We start from the raw sequence: 17907 nt of genomic DNA on the forward strand, positions 1-17907 counted from the left end.
CGGATAGCCATCCGGGCAGATTATGTTTTTTCAAATTATAGGGATTTTTTCAATCAACTTTTTAGTTTACTTTTCAACCAGGCATACCATTCTTCCATGCCTTCTCCCGAAGTGGCTGAAACTTCAAAAAACTGCAAATTCGGGTTGACCCGACGGGCGTAATCCTTCGTTTTTTCGACATCAAATTTCAAATAGGGCAACAAGTCTATTTTATTGATGAGGCATACCTGTGAACTCATGAACATATCCGGATACTTGATGGGTTTATCCTCCCCTTCCGTGACACTGATGATCACTACACGGGTATCTTCCCCAAGGTCAAACATGGAAGGACATACCAGGTTCCCCACATTTTCTATCATCAAAACAGAGTGATCCTTAGGTGTGAGTTTCTTTACGGCCCTGTTAACCATATCGCTGTCCAGATGACATCCCTTACCTGTGTTGATCTGTACCACGGGGATATTGAGGTCATCAATGCGCTGGGCGTCATTAAAAGTCTGCTGATCCCCTTCTATGACAAAAAAATCGATCTCCTCTTTCAGATCGGAGAGGGTTTTTTCCAAAATACTGGTTTTTCCTGAACCGGGAGAGCTTACCAGGTTGATGGCAAAAATATTTTTGGCTTCAAAATATCCACGGTTACGCTCAGCCACCAATTGGTTGTTCTGGAGAATATCCCTTTCCAGTTCAATGACCGTTTTATGTGTATGGCTGTGCCCGTGGTCATGTTCGTGTTCATGACCATGATGATGGTGATGCTCATGACCATGTTCGTGTTCGTGGCCATGATGGTGGTGATGCTCATGACCGTGTTCGTGGTGATGTTCATGACCATTTTCGTGAGAATGATCGTGCATTTCGATTTTTTCTCCTGGTTTTAAAATGCTTACTTCATTTTCGGCGTCTCCGCAACCGCATGTTGTACACATAGTAGAAAATTAAAAGTTTAAAAGCAAAATTTTAAAAGCAAAGCGGACAAAAAACATGAGTCATCCCTGCATTTCATATCGGGGAATGATTCCCGAATTTTTCCGATGACTCATGTTCCTTTTTTCTTTATTCAACTTCCAAAGCTTTGACCCTCATTTCACGGCCGGACAAAATATTCTTAAAATAGCTGCCACACTCCGGACAGATATCGTAATGATGCTCCAATCCGAATTCGGTGTCACAATCTACGCAAACGGCCCGGGCAGAAATGATATCAATTTTTCGTTCTGCGTGTTCCAAAACCGAATCTTTTACCGCCATCGGCCAAACGAACTCCAACGAATCGATCTCTATTCCGGAAAGCTTTCCGATTTCAAGCTCAATGAGGGTTACGGATTTGGCTTTAGCCTTTTGCGTTTCATTTTCAGCTATTCTGACAATGCCCATCGCTATGGAAAGTTCATGCATCTCTATTTCGCCGTTACCTTTTTATAAATAAAAAATACTCCGATCGCCACAACAGCAATCACAGGGAGGATATGCATGGGAGAAGCAAGATAATGACTCAAAGATCCACCATTGAATACACCGTGACCTTCATGTGCTTCTGCCAAAAAAGGCAAACAAAGAATCAAAGAGGCAAACGAAATTTTTAATTTATTCAACATAATGACATTAAATTTTATAGACAAAAAAATTAAATAAACTTTCTATACAAAGTTGCTCATTTTTTTTGAAAAATGAAAGAAACTTCATACATTTAGAGAATAAAATTTTTAGAACACCAACCATGGCAAAATTATTTATTTAGATTAAATAAAAATAACATAAAATTTTGCCTAATGTTTCCTACAAAACAACGAGATACCTACTATGAACGTATCTTAAAAAGCGGCTATTCACGTCGTGACTTCATGAAATTTGCCACTTTTATGGCGGCTTACATGGGGTTAGAAACGACGGCTATCGGCCAAATTGCACAAAAACTGCAAAACACCCCTCGTGTACCCGTTATCTGGGAACATTTTCAGGAGTGTACCTGCTGCAGTGAATCTTTCATCCGCTCAGACCACCCTATCGTGGCGGACATCATTCTCGACCATATTTCCCTGGATTACACCATGACCCTCATGGCAGCTTCAGGCCACCAGGCGGAGGCAGCCAAACGTGACACCATGGAAAAATACAAGGGACAGTATATTCTATGTGTCGAGGGCTCCGTTCCACTGGGTGATGACGGCAACTACTGTACTATTGCAGGCAGGACGTCCATCGAAATCCTGAAAGAAGCAGCAGAAGGAGCAGCAGCCATCATTGCATGGGGCAGCTGTGCCAGCAACGGATGTGTCCAGGCGGCTCACCCGAACCCAACCAATGCGGTTCCCATTCACAAAATCATTAAAAATAAACCTATCATTCGCGTTCCTGGCTGTCCCCCGATCGGAGAGGTCATGGCAGGGGTAATTGTTCACTACGTAACTTTTGGCCGGCTACCGGAAACAGACCGGCTGGGCCGACCTAAAGCCTTTTACGCCAAACGTGTACACGATAGCTGCTACAGAAGACCTTATTACGATGCTGGTCTTTTCGTAGAGACTTTCGATGATGAGAATGCAAAAGAAGGTTACTGCTTATATAAGGTAGGCTGTCGTGGCCCAATGACTTATAATGCCTGCGGTACCATAAAGTGGAATAATGGCGTAAGTTATCCTATCCAGTCAGGCCATGGTTGTATCGGTTGCAGCGAAGAAAATTTCTGGGACAACGGACCTTTCTATGAAAGACTGACCAATACCCCTGGTTTTGGCATCGAAACCGGTGCCGACAAGGTGGGTAAAATTGCTGCAGTGGCAGTGGGTGCTGGTTTGGTAGCCCACGGTATTGCTGCTAATGTCAGTAAACGTAAATTCCTGGCCCAGAGAATTAAAAGCGGTAAAGAAAATCTCGAACACCTTGATGAAGGTAAATAGGACCATCGAATCCTTTTAATTCTTCTTTTTATCAATAAAAATTCACCCCTTGTAGAGCTCGTAATTTGAAGTCCTAAAAGGGAAGCATTCAAAATCTTAAAAAAATGGCTGAAAGAATAGTAGTCGATCCTATAACCCGTATTGAAGGGCATTTGCGTATTGAGGCAGAAGTGAAAGACGGGGTAATTACCGACGCATGGAGTTCAAGCACCATGGTCAGAGGTATAGAGAATATCGTCCGGGGTCGCGACCCGAGAGATGTCTGGGCCTTTGTCCAGAGAACCTGCGGTGTATGTACCACCGTACATGCACTCGCCTCGGTCCGGGCCGTGGAAGATGCACTGGATATTGTGGTCCCGCCCAACGCAGAACTGGTGCGCAATATCATGGTGGCTGCATTATACATGCATGACCACGTAGTACACTTTTATCACCTGCATGCCCTGGACTGGGTGGATGTGGTCAATGCGCTGAAAGCTGACCCCAAAGCAACCTCCGAGCTCGCACAAAGCATCTCTAACTGGCCGAAAAGCTCTCCCGGGTATTTTTCCGATATCAAAAAACGTTTGACAAAATTTGTTGAAAGCGGTCAACTGGGCATCTTCGCCAATGGCTATTGGGGACATCCACAAATGAAATTGCCTGCTGAAGCTAACCTGATGGCTGTAGCTCACTACCTTGAAGCCCTGGAATGGCAGAAGGAAATGGTAAAAGTCCATACCATTTTTGGTGGAAAGAACCCTCACCCCAACTACCTGGTAGGGGGCATGGCCTGCGCCATCAACACAGAGAGCCCCGGCGGACTCAATGCTGAAAGGCTCGCCTATGTGGGAAGGTTAATGGAGCAAGGCAAGCAGTTTGTAGAACAGGTTTATATTCCTGACCTGCTGGCAATTGCTTCTTTTTACAAAGACTGGGGCGCCATTGGAAAAGGATTCGGAAATTACATGTCTTACGGTGAATATCCAACCAACGGCTACAGGGATGTTTCTTCCTTCAAATTCCCTCAGGGCGTGATTCTCGACCGTGACCTCTCAAAAGTTCATGATGTGAACCATCGCGATAATGAAGAGATCAAGGAATTTATCAATAATTCCTGGTATGATTATCCGGGCGGCGACAACGAATCGCTCCACCCATGGGACGGGGAAACCAATATCAACTACACCGGCCCTAAACCGCCATACGATTTCCTTGATGTGGATAAAAAATATAGCTTCATCAAAACGCCGAGGTGGAAAGGTTTACCAATGGAAGTAGGGCCTTTATCCAGAATTTTGGTTGGATATGCTTCTGGAGACAAAGAAATTCAGGAAGAAGTTGGTGCCGTACTGAGTTACCTCAACGTGCCTGCGGAAGCCCTGTTCTCTACCCTTGGAAGAACAGCTGCCCGTGGTCTATGCGCTAAACTTTCTGCGCGCTGGGGTTGGGAATTCTACCAGCAACTGCTCGACAACATCAAAAACGGGGATTCCAGAATGGCAAATATGGAGCGTTGGGAACCTTCTTCATGGCCGGCAGAGGCAAAGGGCGTAGGTTATATGGAAGCGCCACGGGGAGGACTCGCCCACTGGATCAGGATCAAGGATGGAAAAACGGCCAACTACCAGCAGGTAGTGCCCACCACCTGGAATGGTTCTCCAAGAGATCCCAGCGGACAACGATCCCCGTATGAGTCTACCCTGATCGGTACTCCGGTAGCCGATACAGAACTTCCACTGGAAATCATCAGAACGATCCATTCATTCGACCCTTGCCTGGCATGCTCTGTTCACCTATATGACGAACACGGCCGGCATATTTCCCAGGTTCAGAATGTATCGGCCTGTGATGTTTGAAAAGATTGATTTGACTAGATGTTTAGAGGTTTAAATTTTCAATCCATTATAAATAATAGAAAACGGAAAAAAGGTCAATTTTTCGATCAGTAAATATTCCTTTTTTTACTCCACAGTCGAAAAATTGAGCTTTTTTCCAACCTCTTCAAAATAAGAAAAAAATGTCTACAAATAATTTTAAAAGAGTCTTTGTATGGGAAATGCCGGTACGGGTCTTTCACTGGATTACCGTTGCGACCGTTACCGCCTTGGCCATCACGGGATTCATAATAGCCAATCCGCCTGCGATACAATCCTCTGTCGAGGCGACCAATAGTTATTGGTTCGGCATCGTCCGATATATTCACTTCCTTTCAGCATACCTCTTCTTTGTCAATATGATCATGCGAATTTACTGGTCATTTGCTGGAAACAAATTTGCGCATTGGTCCAATTTCTGGCCTTTCAGCAAGAAAAGACTCAAAAATGTGATGCATGTCTTAAAGGTCGATGTCTTGTTGATGAATGAAGATGAACATGACCTGACCAACCTTAGTGTGGGCCACAATGCAGTGGCTGGTTTTTCTTATGCCATTTTGTTTCTGCTGGCGCTCGTTCAGGTATTTACCGGATTTGGGTTGTATTCAGATATGGCCGGATGGTGGTTACCCAAAATGTTCGCCTGGGTGGTTCCTGCACTTGGAGGAGACTTCGCCGCAAGGAGCTGGCACCATATCACCATGTGGATCATGATCGTCTTTGTGATGATCCATGTTTATCTTGTTTTCTTCCACGACTGGCTGGAAGGCAGGGGGGAAACCTCCTCCATGATCAGCGGCTATAAATTTGTACGGAAGGAAAGGATTCAGGATCACGAAAGTATCACCGAACAGGCGATAAGAGCGATAGACAAGCTGGAAAAGAAAGAAGAATTGGAGAACCAAAAATAAAGAACAGTTGGTTGAAAATAATTACTTTACAGCGGGTTAAATCCTGAAAGTTTTTGTTTTCAACCAACTGTATGATATCTTTATAACATGAGTGAACACATTCCAATTGAAGGCAGACCCGGCATAGGGTATTTTCCATATGAACAGGATAATAAAAACCGTATCCTGGTCATGGGCATCGGTAATTTTCTCATGGGAGATGAGGGTATCGGGGTACATTTGGCGCAAAAACTCGAAAAAAAAGGATGTCCGCCAAACGTTGACGTTATTGATGGCGGCACGGGAGGTTTTTCCCTTATGGGCTACTTTGATGATTATCCCGTGATCATTTTCATTGATGCCACGATGGACGGCAAACCGCCCGGATCGGTTTCACTGATCCAGCCCAAATTTGCGGCGGATTTCCCAAAAACCCTCAGCGTGCACGATGTCGGACTGAAGGATATGGTCGAGGCCGTATATATTACAGGAAAAGTACCCAAAATGTATCTCTTCACCATTTCAATAACCGAAATCAAACCCATGACCATGGAACTGAGCCGGGAAGTAGAAGCCAGCATTCCCGTCCTAATGGAACAAATAGAAAAACTGGCCGCCAACGAAACCTTTAACCACGACCATTGAGCACCAATTCAACTTTTCATATCCACTTCACCGGCATCGTCCAGGGGGTGGGATTTCGTCCTTTCGTTTATAAAACAGCCATTGCAGCAGGCCTGAACGGATGGGTAAACAATACCGTGGACGGGGTGCATATTGAGATCAATGCTTCCGAACACGAGGCGCATGATTTTTATAACAAACTGAAAGAAAAGGCTCCCCGTCTTTCCAATATCATCCATTCTTCTATCAAAAAAACTTCAGATCAACTCTTTGATGATTTTCAGATCGTTTACAGTCAGGCGGATGGCCAGCCCAACCTTTTGATGACCCCCGATTTTGCCATGTGCCCGGATTGCGCAAAAGACCTTTACGAAAAAGAAAACAAACGTTTCCGCTATCCTTTTACCACCTGTACGAATTGCGGGCCGAGGTTTTCAATCATCAAGGCTCTCCCTTATGACCGGGAAAATACCACCATGGATATTTTTAAAATGTGCCCGGATTGTCAAAAGGAATACAACAACCCGCTGGATAGAAGACACTACTCCCAGACAAATTCCTGCCCCACATGCCGGATTACAATGCAGTTGACCGACTCGAACGGCTCCCTTATCAGTGAGGACGACGAAACCATTATCAGGCAAACCATTACCTTTTGGGAACAAGGAAAAATCGTGGCCATCAAAGGCATCGGCGGTTACTTGCTGACTTGTGATGCCACAAACAGCGAGGCCATAAAGAGACTTAGAAAACTTAAAAATCGCCCCACCAAACCCTTTGCCCTCATGCACCATGACGTGTTGATTCTTTCCGAAGACACCGATCTGCACGCCGGCATCATGCTGGAAATGCAAGGGCCGGAAGCGCCCATCATGCTGCTAAGGGTCATTGATGATCCCCTTTCCGGCATCCAAACGAAAGATATCGCTCCCGGGTTGGGGCAAATAGGTGTCATGCTGCCTTATACCCCTTTGTACCACTTACTTTTGACGGGATTCAAACGCCCCATCATTGCCACCAGCGGAAACATCAGCAATTCACCGATCATTTTTCAGGACGACGAAGCTCAGCGGGAATTGTCCACCATTGCAGATTACCTGCTCCTCAACAATCGCAACATTACGCTGCCCCAGGACGACAGCGTGGTAACCTTCAGCCCAATAAAATATAAAAAGATCATCCTTCGGCGCTCGCGGGGAATGTCCCCGACGTATGTAAACCCAACGCTGAAAGTTCCTGAAACCCGGGTGCTGGCCATGGGCGCCATGCTTAAAAGTACCTTTACTTTCCTAAACCAAAAAAACATCTACATCAGCCAGTATCTTGGGGATACCGACAGTTTTAATACACAACGGAGTTTTAAACACAGCCTGGAGCATTTTTTCAACATTTTAAAAAGTACTCCCCAGGTCATACTGACCGATAAACATGAAGGATATTTTTCTACCCGGTACGGACAGCAGTTGGCGGACCGGTTTGAGGTTCCGGTTTATAAAGTCCAGCACCACGAAGCGCATTTTTACGCTGTAATGGCTGAAAATGATCTTTTTAATAGTCCGGAGCCGGTAATGGGTGTCATTTGGGACGGAACAGGTCTTGGAGACGATGGGCAAATCTGGGGCGGTGAATTTTTTGTTTACCATGATAAAAAGATGGAGCGGTTGCACTACCTGGACTATTTTGATTTCATTCTTGGAGATAAAATGCCCAAAGAACCACGCGTTTCTGCTCTAGCGATTTGTTTTAAGCTGACCAACAGCGAATCAATCCTCAAAGCAAAATTTTCGGACACGGAATGGAACATCTACCGAAAATTGCTAAAAAATGGTTCAAAGCTTAAAAGTTCGAGTATTGGAAGGTTGTTTGATGCCGCAAGTTCCATCATTCTCGGCATCGACAAACAATCCTACGAAGGAGAGGCCGCTATGTTGCTGGAACACCAGGCCTACAAATACTTCCGGAAGAATGCTCCGGGAATGCGCATTTCATACCTTTGGGAAAAGGAACTTCCTGAGAACTTCACCAGGTTTATCATGGAAAATCTTCTGAAAGACATAAACGACGGACTGGACCAGGAACTACTTGCCGCAAAATTCCATATCACGCTGATCGATTATATCGGCGGTATTGCCGAAAGGCACCAGGTGAATAAACTTGCCTTTAGCGGTGGTGTTTTCCAAAATGCATGGCTCGTTGACCTGCTGCTTTTATTTCTGGGCAAAAAGCACGAACTTTACTTTCATAAAGAGTTGTCGCCCAATGATGAATGTGTTTCCTTTGGGCAATTAGCCTGGTATTTGAGGAATGTGGATTATTGATCGAAGAATTTCCACCGGTTCCTTGCGGTTAAATTTTATTTATGTACTGTAAAAAATAAAGCAAACCCATGAAGCACCTGTCTGAATACCGAAACCTGGAAGCCGTACAAACTGTATTGGCTGAGATCAAAAAGGTCGTGACCCAACCATGGACCATCATGGAGGTTTGTGGTGGGCAAACCCACAGCCTGGTCAAAAATGGCATACTGGAGATGCTTCCGGCTGAGGTTACCATGGTACACGGCCCGGGTTGCCCGGTATGTGTGACGCCCCTTAATCTCATCGACAAGGCCATTTTTCTGGCCGAACAGGAAAAAGTGATTCTATGTACTTTTGGCGATATGGTTCGCGTGCCGGGCTCTCAAAAAAGCTTACTCGAAAGCAAAGCTGCAGGAGCTGATATCCGCATCCTCTATTCCCCTCTCGAGGCTGTTAATATTGCAAAGGATAACCCGGATCGGCAGGTAGTGTTTTTTGCCGTGGGCTTTGAAACCACTGCACCGGCCAACGCTTTATCCGTGATTCATGCCCACAAGCTGGGATTGACCAACTATTCCATCCTGGCCTCTCATGTGCTCGTCCCTCCCGCTATCGAAGCGGTCATGGATGACGAACTGACCAGCATCCAGGGATTTCTTGCCGCCGGGCACGTGTGTACCATCATGGGATACGAAGAATACCATCCTTTGGCAGAAAAATACAACATTCCGCTGGTCGTCACCGGTTTTGAACCCCTGGACCTCGTTCAGGGCATCCTGATGGTCGTAAAACAACTGGAAAAAGGCGAGGCCAAAGTGGAAAATCAATATTCCCGGATGGTGAAGGAAGCCGGCAACATGAGTGCCAAAGAGATCATCTTTGAGGTTTTCGAAGTGAAGGACCGAACCTGGCGCGGAATAGGCCTCATCGGGAACAGTGGTTATGAAGTGAAGGAAAAATATGCCCTTTACGACGCCAAAAGGAAGTTCAATATCAACATCCCTGAAGCTCCTGAAAACCCGGAATGCATTTCAGGAGATATTATGAAGGGAATCAAAAAACCGTTTGATTGTCCTAATTTCGGCAAAGCCTGTACCCCGATCAATCCATTGGGAGCCCCGATGGTTTCTTCAGAAGGGGCCTGTGCGGCTTATTATCATTTTTCGAAGGTGACAATGTAAGCAGGTGGTTATAAAAATCGAAGATAAAGCCAGCGGATCATTCTCTCCATTCACTCATTGCTTCCTTAACCCCACAGCCCATACAGCCGAAGTTTTTGGATATCCATATCCATCTGCTCCCTAACCTTGTGTTTTTCAAGATCTGTGGAACACCCCGTCATTATTTCGTCCAGGATGCTCAGCGCTTCATTTTCGGCCTTGTCGATCATCCCCAGGTAATAAAGATTCATTTTTACCCAATAAGCGCCCGGGTTCAGTTCCATCCCTTTTTCAGCATAAATCCTGGCCTTTTTAAAATCCTTCAGCCGGATGCTCAACCAGGACAAATTGCCATATTCTGTCGAAAGCTCTTCGGTCAAGGGTTGATGGTGTGGATATTCCGTTTTTTGCGCTTCCAGAAGTTCAATGATCTGCTGTTGAAAAATGATCTTTTCCGCAGGGTCTATGGTTGAGTTGATCTCCTCAGTCAGCGCATTGCAACGGCGCAGCACATTGGCTATGCTTAATGCTTCGGTGGTTACATTTTCGAAAAAATCCACAAAATATTCGTGATCGCTCCAAAGGCTCTGCACCACGGGTTCATCGCGGTTTAATTTTTCCAGTCTTCTGCTCACATCTGCCAAAAGTTCTTTTGCTTTTTCTCTGAAGATCGGTTCCTGGTCTTTTTCAAGAAATTGCTGATAGAGTGTTACCAGGTTCATGGCTGTTACGCAAACATCCCTGTCGAAAGCCCCCGGGTATTGAGCGGCCAGCTCATCTCTCAGGTAAAGTGCCTTGTGATAAGCCGCTTCTGCCTGATCCAGTTCCCCTTTTTCATCGAGCAGTATGGCAAGATTGTGGATAGAAGTGGCGAGGTAAGGATTAAAATCAACGGGGGCCCTTGAAGCCAGCCGCTGATAGATCTCGATCGCCCGGTTGTAATACACCAGTGCTTCATCCTTATCAAACATCTCCGAAAACAGGATCCCCATGCTGTTGAGCGTAGCCGCTTTATAAGGCAAAAAGGCTTCCGGATTTTCTTCAGCAAGCCGTTGGTAAAGATCCAGGGTTTCTTCGTAAAACAACACCGCCTTATCCTGTTGTTTGGTCTCCTTGCTCGCCACTGCGAGATTGTTCAACGTGGCGGCCAGGTAAGGGCCAAAGATATCAAAACGAATGTCCGCAAGTTTCCTGTAAACAGGCAAGGCCTTTTCGAAATAAATCTCTGCATTATTGTAGTCATGCTCTTCCACATAACTATTGCCCAGGCTGATGAGCGTATTCGCCAGGTAGGCATCAAAATTGATCGGATCCGCATCAGCGAGGGGTTTAAAAATTTCATATGCCTGCTGCAAATGTTTCCGACTTTGGTAAAAATCCGGTTTTTTACCCAACAAATTTGCCAGGTTGTAGTGGGTGGTTGCCACATAAGGCTTATACAATTCAGGGGCCTTTTCAGCCAGTTTTTCGTAAATTTCCAGGGATTCTTTAAATTTTTCCGTTGCCGCCTGGTCTTCATTTTCCTCTTCGTACAAAATCCCCAGGTTATTGGTCACCGCAGCGATAACAGGAAAATACGCGCCTTCTTCTCCCTCCCCTTCAAGTGTTCTGAAAATGGCAATGGCCGAGGCATAGTGATCCTTTGACTTTTCTTTCTCGCCAAAGTGGTTGTACAATTCCGCCAGGGCGCTTAAAAGTTCTGCTTCTGCGCTTTTGGGGTAACCGTAACCGAGGGCTTCTGTGTATAAATCCACAAGGGTTTCATACTGTCCCTGGGCGAGTAATTCATCTGCGCGTTGTTGTAATGCCTGGTAATCCATAATTTGATGTTGTGATGCTGTGATGCTGTGATGCTAAAAGGTTCTGGTTTTGTGATTTTATGAGGAAGAGGTTAGTTTCCAGGGATGGGGCAGATCCTGTTTTTCCTTGTTTTTTGTTATTAAATCCAGAAATTCCAGCCGGGATATTTCCGAAATCTCAATTTCACCAAGATCTTCGGTAATTTTTTGAAGATCAATGAATATGAAATGGTTTTTTTTCAGCCAAAGGGCTAAATTTTGAAGGGCATAAGTATCAGCCAAAATATCTTTCCCCAGTAAATATTCTGCAAAAAATAATCGCCCGACGCTAATGCCAAAAACGCCACCGATCAGGTTTTCGCCTTCCCATACCTCCGCCGAATGGGCCTTGCCCTGTTCGAACAATCCCAGGTAAGAACCTGCCATTTCTTCGGTGATCCAGTATTCATTCATCGGTTTTTTGTTTTGCACCTCCTGACAGGCCCGCATCAATGGCTCAAACCATTCATCCAAAGTGAAATGTCGCTGATTTTCAGTGTCCAATTCGCTTTCCAATACATCGGCCGTAAACAACACTACCCGCGGATCGGGCGACCACCATTTGATGAGATCCATCGGGCCAAACCAAAAGTAAATGCCGCTGCCATAGGCATTGATCAGTCTTTCCGGGGAAAGGTCACCTCCAACCGCGATCATGCCTTCCTGATCCGCAAAATGAGCGGGAGGAAAATTTTTATCGGTTTCTGACAATTGAAAAAATGGCATGATCTCGTCTTTTTAGTTAAAAAACTGAAACACTAAAGTACAAAAAGGAATCCACAAAAGGGTAGAAACGTTTCCTAAATTCAGGGAGCTGAACCACCAAAATAAAAGGCCTCTTTTGTTCCTGTTTAGCCTTTTTTTGGTAAATTTGAGGAAACCAAAATTAGAACACTGATCTGAACAGATTTTACAGTACGAAACGAATTTCTATCCGAAAAAATACTGGAACGCGTTCTAATTTAAGTCTTCATTAGAACACCGATAACTACAAAAAATGGCTGACAAAATAAACATGCAACTCTCCTGCCCTATGCCTAAGATGGATTTCGACATCATCACCCTCGGACACGGCAGTGGCGGACTTTTGAGCAATAAATTGCTGGACAGCGGCGTATTTGACTTGTTGTCTAATGAAGCCCTGGATCAAAGACACGACGGTGCCATTTTCGACCTCAAAGGTAAAGTGGCTTTTTCAACGGATAGTTTTGTCATCTCCCCTGTTTTTTTCCCCGGAGGAGACATTGGAGAACTCGCCATTAACGGCACTGTAAATGACGTTGCCATGTGCGGGGGCATTCCCCAATACCTGTCGCTGAGTTTTATTCTGGAAGAAGGACTTAAAATGGAAGACTTCTGGAAAATTCTGGTTTCCATTAAATGGGCCAGTGAGCAAGCAGGCGTGAAGATCGTGACCGGCGATACTAAAGTCGTGGAAAAGGGAAAAGGGGATCAGATTTTCATCAATACCACCGGAATCGGCCCCATCCATGAGAAGGCTGACATCAATATCAAAAATGTGCAACCCGGTGACAAAATTATCATCAACGGCAATATAGCGGCTCACGGCATGGCCATTATGTCTGTCAGGGAAGGACTCGAATTTGAAACAACCATAGAAAGTGATACCCGCAACCTGAATTTCGACATCCAGCAACTGCTCGATAAATTCGGCAAGGATATTCACCTGCTCAAAGACCCCACCCGTGGCGGCGTGGCCACTGTGCTGACCGAGATCGCCCGCGACAGCAAACTGGGTATCGAGATGCATCAAAAAGACATTCCCCTGGATTCCCAGGTGGAGGCAGCTTGTGAAATCATGGGGTTTGACCCTTTATACGTGGCCAACGAAGGCCTTTTCATCGCCACCGTTAAAAAGGACATTGCGGAAGCGGTACTGGAAGAAATACGCAGCATGGAGTACGGAGAGAATGCAGCGATCATTGGTGAAGTGGTGGAAAACCACAAAGGAGAAGTGGTGCTGACCTCCTCCATTGGCGGAAAAAGGGTAGTGAATATGCTCGTTGGGGAGCAACTGCCGAGGATTTGTTGATGGGGATATGATGCGCACCTTAGCGCTAATTATAGCGGACGACCCAGAACCAAATAAATTAGAAGTCTATATAGTTTTTGAAATACGCCTAATCCTTGATGATCTTTTTAAAATGCCGATTCATAGGGTCTTTTATTTCTATAAAATACGTTCCTTTCGGTAAATTTGGATTAAGAGAAAAAGTGAATCGATTGGATCCAAAAGCTATGTCTCCGTTATGAAATTCTTGTACTGTTTTACCAGTAAGATCAATTAATTTGATGGTAACATCTTGACTATGGTTGGCTGAAAATTCAACATTTAGTAATTCCTTTACAGGGTTGGGATAAACTTCAATATGGTGAATGACAGAAGATTCATTTTGAACGGAAGTACTAAGCAATTCAAAATCATAATAGTTAATATTAAACCCAGCTGATTGCGCATGTACTTGCAGGGTGTAAAATCCTTCTTCTAAAAAGATGTTGGTGGTGAAATCCGCCCAGTTTTGCCAACCATTAGTAGGACTGTAATCAACCTCCGTTTGAATGGAATCATTGAAAGTAAGCAATAAGGTCCCGCCTTCAAAACCAGCCATTCTATTTACGACCTTGTATAATCCGGATTGGGTTACCTGAACATTGTATTTCATCCAGTCTCCCCCTTCGATATATCCAACATTTTCTCCGCCTCCGACATCTGTACAGGGTTCGGTTTGGATGCCGCTCATTTCAAAAAAATCTTCCGCCTGAATTCTTCCGGGAATGGTATGTATGGAGTTACTGCTATTTACAGCATTGTATACAAAATAATTAGTTAAACTATCTAACACCAAACCTGAAGAAGCGATATGCTCTCCAAAATAGGATATGGTAATATCTTGCTCTTCCTGAATGGGCGTATTCAATGAAAACAGTAAAATACTCTCATCAAAACCGGCAATACCAACATCACTAATAAGGTTGGGCATTGTCACCCCATTAACCTTTATTTCAAAATCGGAATTGGAGGCTTCCATCATGGTTATTTCATCAGAAAGGGCAAGTACAATGGTAGTACCTAGCTTGTTAGTCGTTGCGGCATAAGGTAATAATTTATCAAAAGAATCTACAGTTGGAAACTGGACGATCCCATGTTTATACCCGAATAAAGGATCATAATTACTATCCTCAACATTGATCGGAACCTGCGACATTTTTTTGGGCCAGGAATGAGTTAGCTTTCCGGAAGGTTGATAATCCCCAAAAAGCACCTCTGCTATGCCGTCACCTTCTGTTCCGGGATACCAAACAGCAAACATGGCATCTGAATAAGGTAACAGCTCGCCAAAAACCATAGGCCGTCCGGAAACCAATAAAGCAACGGTAGGTATGCCTGCTTCTTTGAGATTTTTTAATAAGGCAACATCTGTTTCATTTAAAACAAGGGAAGCTCGATCTCCTGCTCCCTCTGCATAAGGAGTCTTTTCGCCAATAACTACAACAGCCACATCCACCGGACCGTTATAATCACCATTGGGAGAATAAATCACTTCACTGGATTCTGCCAGATTTTCAATACCCGTCAAAATATCAATACCTGGAGTAATATCGCCATTGGAACCTTGCCATGAAATTGTCCAGCCCCCACACTGAGCCCCTAAGTCGGCTCCCAATTCACCAGCAACCAGTATGGTTTGATTGTTTTTTTCAAGCGGCAGGATATCGTTTTTTGCATTCAATAATACCATCGATTCTCTCACCACTTGCCTTGATAAGTCTCTATGTTCTTGAGAGCCAAAAGAGGCTGCCAGTGAACTATCCGTATAAGGCTCCTCAAAAAGATTTAATATAAATTTTTGTTTCAATATTCTTCTTACAGCATCATCAATTCTTTCTTCACTGACTTCATTGTCATTTACCAAACTTATTAAATGTCCAATAAAAACCTCGTATCTATCCGGTACCATTACCATATCAACACCAGCATTAACTGCTCTTTTGACAGCCGTTCTATAATCTTCATCAATTTGATCCACCCCTTTCCAATCGGAAATAATAAAACCTTCAAATCCTAGTTCCGTTTTCAACACATCTGTAAGCAAATAATCATGCCCATGAAGTTTTTCCCCATTCCAACTATTATAAGATGCCATAATCGTACCGACTCCAGCGTCAATAGCATCAAGATACCCTTGCATATGGATCGAACGAAGGTCTTGCTCTGAAAGGATGGTATTGCCTTGATCAATACCGTCTATGGTTCCCCCATCACCCACAAAATGCTTCGCGCATGCCAAAATGGTTTCATTTGAACTTAAATCACTTCCTTGTAACCCGCGAACGGATGCATCTGCCATGATCTTTTGAATCTCCGCCGTTTCACCAAACCCTTCATAAGTTCTGCCCCAGCGTTCGTTTCGAGGCACCGCAATACAAGGAGAAAAAGTCCAGTCTATACCCGTAGCAGCCACTTCTTTAGCTACGATTTGATTAGCTGTTTCAATCAAATCAGGATTCCAGGTGCACCCCATTCCAATATTGTGTGGAAAGATAACTGCCCCATAAACATTATTGTGTCCATGTACAGCATCAATGGCATATAATAATGGAATCCCTAAGTTGCTCTCCAGTGCCTTGCTTTGAAAAGTATCATACATGTCAGACCAACTGGTTACCGTATTTGGAAAAGGCGCTGAGCCACCACCACTCAATATGGATCCGATGCCATAAGCAGCAATATGTTCAATATCTTCTATTTCACTTCTTTCTACCTGTGTCATTTGACCAACTTTCTCCTCAAGGGTCATTAGCATCAACAAACTATCCACTTTTTGATCAATGGTCTGACAGATTAAGTTCGAGATAAAAAAAACGTTTATTAAAACTGTAGTTATATATTTCATTTGTTTTAAAATTAATTTCGGTTTTAGCCAATTTTGTTTTTGCCTTGATTGGAATGTAATAATAGTAAAAAAAAGAAACAGGACCCATGGATAGTTCACTAAACTTGAATATCCTGGATTACTTATATTGTAGTCCGAAAAGAAGTTGGTTAAATTCGCTAATGCTTTTATACCAGACTTCTCGTCTTCAATAATCGATCTTGCTAAATTTGTAAATCTTAAATTCAAGGCTGCCTATCCATAATAATCCTTATATTTATTTGTAAAATCCCTATTTTAATCAAATTGCAATAGAAATACGGTATAAATTCACTTTATGAAAGACCAGCAAGAATTAATTCAGAAAGTAAAAGATCTCATCCGATCCAATCGAACAGAAAAAGCACTCGAGCTTTTAGCCAAAGAACAATTGTCCTCTCTTGATAAAGAATTAATCATTATCAGTGGAAGATTTAACAAGGTAAAAGAGGACCAGATTCTTGGAGTAATTGATGACAATGAAGCTCGCAAAGAACTGAATAAAATCAATCTGGCAATTCTTGGTCTGTCTGAAAAAATAATAAAAAAACCTGGAAAATCCACCATGATACCTGCCGCTCATGAGGCCGGTATCATGAACAATAAAGTTAGAAACTACCTGCTCATTTTTTTAGGGGTAATCATTGTAGGATCTCTTATCTTTTGGATGGCCAGGGAACCAAAAAACATAGAAGAGCAACCTGATCCAATTAAAAAAGAGCAGGAAAAACAAGACAGCTTAGCCCAAATTAAAAGAGATCAGGTGGAACGGGACAGCTTAGCCCAAATTGAAATAGATAAAGAAGAACAAAGGAAGTTTGAGAATTCTAACAGGCAGATAAAAGTTACTCTTGTCAGACTGGTATGTGAAATGTCTGATGATGAAGGAGCAGGTAATGATGCTGACATGGACAGGTTTAATTTTATACTAAAGGCAAGCCAAACTGGATGTAATGAACAAAAAGACAAAGAAATAACAGGCAATGGCCTGGTCATATACAATTACAGTGGGGGCGAAATTACCACTCCGGCAGGTTATGTTTGGATGGATACAAATAAGTCTGTTAACATTACTTTTGACAACGAACATTGTAAAAATCTAAATTTATCCATAGAGGGTTATGCCAGAGAATCCGACAATACTGCGGATGAAGAAGCTCGGAATGCTTACTCAGTTCCGGGCAATAATATTTTTGGGGATCACTCTTTTAAGCTTAGTTCCTCAGATTTTGTTTACCGATGCGAATTCAAAATTGAAAAGGTCGGAAATTGGTAAAAGCTACACTTTCCAATTACCCCTAGCCTGCTGCGCGCCGGAAGCAGGTTTTGCGGTTTATCTCTTTTTATAAAAAAAAAGTCCCGAATTTCATCAAAACAGATGAAATTCGGGACTCATGTTTTAAAT

14 protein-coding genes are annotated in these 17907 nt (G+C 43.7%); 8 read left to right on the forward strand and 6 right to left on the reverse strand.

Annotated elements, in window-relative coordinates; all coding sequences use genetic code 11:
* Nucleotides 1-53: 53 nt before the first annotated feature.
* The 3 genes from hypB to H6571_05765 all read right to left on the reverse strand — a co-directional run bounded on the left by hypB (nucleotide 54) and on the right by H6571_05765 (nucleotide 1583).
* The gene (gene hypB, locus H6571_05755; protein MCB9323229.1) at nucleotides 54-932 is read right to left on the reverse strand and encodes a hydrogenase nickel incorporation protein HypB; all 879 of its coding nucleotides are present in this window, start codon (nucleotides 930-932) and stop codon (nucleotides 54-56) included.
* A gap of 127 nt (nucleotides 933-1059) precedes the next feature.
* Nucleotides 1060-1401, reverse strand: a complete 342-nt coding sequence (gene hypA / locus H6571_05760) for a hydrogenase maturation nickel metallochaperone HypA (protein MCB9323230.1) — start codon at nucleotides 1399-1401, stop codon at nucleotides 1060-1062.
* A 2-nt stretch (nucleotides 1402-1403) separates the two neighbouring features.
* Entirely contained in the window at nucleotides 1404-1583 is a 180-nt protein-coding gene (locus H6571_05765; protein MCB9323231.1) for a hypothetical protein, read from the reverse strand.
* Nucleotides 1584-1775: 192 nt separating this feature from the next.
* Here H6571_05765 and H6571_05770 point away from each other — a divergent pair, with 192 nt between their 5' ends.
* The 6 genes from H6571_05770 (at nucleotide 1776) to hypD (ending at nucleotide 9751) form a co-directional block, all read left to right on the forward strand.
* Entirely contained in the window at nucleotides 1776-2903 is a 1128-nt protein-coding gene (locus tag H6571_05770; GenBank protein MCB9323232.1) for a hydrogenase small subunit, read from the forward strand.
* Nucleotides 2904-3007: 104 nt separating this feature from the next.
* A complete protein-coding gene (locus H6571_05775; protein MCB9323233.1) occupies nucleotides 3008-4741 on the forward strand; it encodes a nickel-dependent hydrogenase large subunit in 1734 nt (577 codons plus the stop codon).
* Nucleotides 4742-4902: 161 nt separating this feature from the next.
* Complete coding sequence (cybH, locus tag H6571_05780; GenBank protein MCB9323234.1) at nucleotides 4903-5670, forward strand: Ni/Fe-hydrogenase, b-type cytochrome subunit; 768 nt, start codon at nucleotides 4903-4905, stop codon at nucleotides 5668-5670.
* An 87-nt stretch (nucleotides 5671-5757) separates the two neighbouring features.
* The gene (locus H6571_05785) at nucleotides 5758-6294 is read left to right on the forward strand and encodes a hydrogenase maturation protease (GenBank protein MCB9323235.1); all 537 of its coding nucleotides are present in this window, start codon (nucleotides 5758-5760) and stop codon (nucleotides 6292-6294) included.
* A complete protein-coding gene (gene hypF, locus H6571_05790; GenBank protein ID MCB9323236.1) occupies nucleotides 6291-8591 on the forward strand; it encodes a carbamoyltransferase HypF in 2301 nt (766 codons plus the stop codon). The genes H6571_05785 and hypF overlap by 4 nt, the downstream gene beginning before the upstream one ends.
* 68 nt (nucleotides 8592-8659) lie before the next feature.
* Nucleotides 8660-9751, forward strand: coding sequence for a hydrogenase formation protein HypD (gene hypD, locus H6571_05795; GenBank protein ID MCB9323237.1), 1092 nt, complete (start codon nucleotides 8660-8662; stop codon nucleotides 9749-9751).
* Between the two features lie 65 nt (nucleotides 9752-9816).
* On the opposite strand, the gene H6571_05800 is transcribed toward hypD, so the two are convergent.
* Both H6571_05800 and H6571_05805 read right to left on the reverse strand, forming a co-directional pair.
* Nucleotides 9817-11550 (reverse strand): tetratricopeptide repeat protein, encoded by a 1734-nt coding sequence (locus tag H6571_05800; protein ID MCB9323238.1) that lies wholly within the window; start codon nucleotides 11548-11550, stop codon nucleotides 9817-9819.
* Nucleotides 11551-11607: 57 nt separating this feature from the next.
* Nucleotides 11608-12294: a leucyl/phenylalanyl-tRNA--protein transferase gene (locus H6571_05805; GenBank protein ID MCB9323239.1), complete on the reverse strand. Its 687-nt coding sequence runs from the start codon at nucleotides 12292-12294 to the stop codon at nucleotides 11608-11610.
* 307 nt (nucleotides 12295-12601) lie between these two features.
* On the opposite strand from H6571_05805, the gene hypE reads away from it, so the two are divergent.
* A complete protein-coding gene (gene hypE / locus H6571_05810; GenBank protein MCB9323240.1) occupies nucleotides 12602-13621 on the forward strand; it encodes a hydrogenase expression/formation protein HypE in 1020 nt (339 codons plus the stop codon).
* An 88-nt stretch (nucleotides 13622-13709) separates the two neighbouring features.
* On the opposite strand, the gene H6571_05815 is transcribed toward hypE, so the two are convergent.
* Nucleotides 13710-16712 (reverse strand): glycoside hydrolase family 3 C-terminal domain-containing protein, encoded by a 3003-nt coding sequence (locus H6571_05815; GenBank protein MCB9323241.1) that lies wholly within the window; start codon nucleotides 16710-16712, stop codon nucleotides 13710-13712.
* Between the two features lie 88 nt (nucleotides 16713-16800).
* On the opposite strand from H6571_05815, the gene H6571_05820 reads away from it, so the two are divergent.
* Nucleotides 16801-17778 (forward strand): hypothetical protein, encoded by a 978-nt coding sequence (locus H6571_05820; GenBank protein MCB9323242.1) that lies wholly within the window; start codon nucleotides 16801-16803, stop codon nucleotides 17776-17778.
* Nucleotides 17779-17907: the final 129 nt, after the last annotated feature.

This window comes from Lewinellaceae bacterium (assembly GCA_020636105.1).
Taxonomy (GTDB): domain Bacteria; phylum Bacteroidota; class Bacteroidia; order Chitinophagales; family Saprospiraceae; genus BCD1.